Annotated in this window: 1 protein-coding gene; it reads right to left on the reverse strand. The window is 65.1% G+C overall.

The features are described from left to right. Positions 1–27: 27 nt before the first annotated feature. A protein-coding gene (locus ACWEN3_RS46640) for an IS3 family transposase (protein ID WP_452984524.1) occupies positions 28–1,280 on the reverse strand; the annotation gives its coding sequence in 2 pieces (ribosomal slippage) (positions 28–989 and positions 989–1,280; 1,254 coding nt in all). Positions 1,281–1,330 lie beyond the last annotated feature (50 nt).

The following is a 1,330-nucleotide window of genomic DNA, read 5'->3' on the forward strand; positions in this document are numbered from 1 at the left end:
TGAACCGCCCCGGGTTCGGTAGAGATCTCAGATTGTGGTTGTGACCTGGGGTTTCGTGAGTTCCGTGTAGTAGTTGGCTTCGTACTCGACGGGCGGGATATGGCCTATTTCACCGTGGAGTCGGCGGTGGTTGTACCAGTCGACCCATTCGGCGGTGGCCATCTCGACCTGGGAAAGTGTCTTCCAGGGCCGCTGGGGCTTGATCAACTCGGTCTTATACAGGCCGATCGCCGATTCCATCAGGGCGTTGTCGTAGGCGTCGCCGACCGAGCCGATGGACGCGGCTATGCCGGCGGCCTCCAGATGCTCGGCGAGCCTGAACGACGTGTACTGCGACCCGGCATCCGAGTGATGTGTCAACTCGCCTGGTCGGATGGGTTGTTGCTCGCGGTCGCGTTGCCAGATCGCCATCTCCAGGGCGTCCAGGACGAAGACGGTCTCCTTGACGGTGGCCGCCGACCAGCCGACGATCCGGCGGGAGAAGGTGTCCACGACGAACGCGACGTAGACGACTCCCGACCAGGTCCTCACGTGGGTGAAGTCCGCCACCCAGCAGCGGTTGGGGGCGGCGGCGACGAAATCGCGGTCGAGACGGTCGGGAGCTCGCTCGACCTGCCCGCCGGGAAGCGTGGTGATCACACGCTTGCCGCGGACCGCCCCCTGGATGCCCATCTCACGCATCAGGCGTTCGACGGTGCACCGGGCCACGGCGCGTCCCTGCCGGTTCAGCTCACGCCAGACCTTTCTCGCCCCGTAGACACGGTAGTTGGCGGTGTGGACCTGGCTGATCAGCTCCTTGAGCTGAGCGTCCCGCACCGATCGTGCGGACGGGGCGGCAAGTCGTTTCTTGTGGGCGTAGTAGGTGGAAGGGGCGATCTTACAGTCGTACTCGGTGAGCGTCCTGCAGATCGGCTCGACACCGCCGAAGCGGTCCCGGTGCTCGTCGATGAACGCTACGAGCGCGTGTGTGGCCGGTCGAGCTCGGCCGCGACGAAACTTGCCGCGGCCTTGAGGATCTCGTTGGCCCGCTTGAGTTCGGCGTTCTCCTTCTTCAGCGCCTTGAGCTGGGCAGACTCCTCCGTCGTCGTCCCCGGGCGCTGGCCCGCGTCGATCTCGTGCTGCTTCACCCAGTTCCGCAGCGTTTCGCGGGAGCCGATGCCGAGCCTCTCCGTCACCGCCTGCAAGGCGGCCGTCTCGTTCGGGTAGTCGTCGCGCACCTCGGCGACCATGCGCACCGCACGGCGGCGGAGCTCAAGCGGGTAACGGGAAGGTCGTGCCATGACTCGATCCTTTCATGAAATCGAGTCTCTATTCGAGTCGGGGCGGTTCA

This window comes from Streptomyces sp. NPDC004561 (assembly GCF_053602155.1).